Source organism: Kocuria subflava (assembly GCF_012163155.1).
GTDB lineage: Bacteria > Actinomycetota > Actinomycetes > Actinomycetales > Micrococcaceae > Kocuria > Kocuria subflava.
In genome coordinates, this window is the sequence record NZ_JAAVUN010000123.1 from 1 (window position 1) to 704 (window position 704).

The 704-nt window shown below is 69.5% G+C and carries 1 protein-coding gene; it reads left to right on the forward strand.

The genetic code is table 11. The features are described 5' to 3' along the window. Window positions 1-704 (forward strand): acyltransferase family protein (locus tag GTW58_RS13315; protein ID WP_168023587.1); only part of this gene is annotated, 704 nt, incomplete at both ends.

Here is a 704-nt window from a genome sequence, read left to right on the forward strand (position 1 = left end):
ATGGACCAACAGGTCCTTCCGAACCGTTGCCGTTTTGGTCTTCGGTGCGGTGTTCGTGGTCTCCCTGGCCACCTCCGTCCTGGTCACGCGACTGGATCCCGCGCCGAACTACTTCGACACGCGCTTGCGCCTGTGGGAGTTCGCGCTGGGGGCGCTGGTCGCACTGGTCGTCACCCGTCCGTTGCCGCGCCGCCTGGCGGTTGTGCTGGGGTGGGCGGGCCTGGTCGCGGTGGTCAGCACCGGATTCGTGGTGGGACCGAACGCGCTGTTCCCGGGATGGGTGGCGATCATCCCCACCGTGGGCGCCGCCCTTCTTCTGATGGTCAAGGACGACGGCGGTGATCACGGTGCGCACGTGCCTCTCCGGGCGCGGTGGCTCACCTGGATCGGTGACCGTTCCTACGGGATCTACCTGTGGCACTGGCCGATGATGATCACCTACCTGTTGCGCACCGGCGCCCAGGACGTGCCGATCCACGTGGGGCTGGTGATCTTTGGTCTGTCGGTCCTGCTGTCCCTGGGGACGGAGCAGGCCGTCGCGTTCGTGACCCGGCCGCGATCTGCCAAGCAGAAGGCGTCCACGCGTCGGGAACTCGTGCGGCTGGTCGCCGTCGTCGGTGTCGTGGCCCTGCCTGTGACGGCGGCCCCGGCCTGGACGGGCAGCCGCGCCCCGGCCCAGGCCTCCTACCGGCGCACCGCCCAGG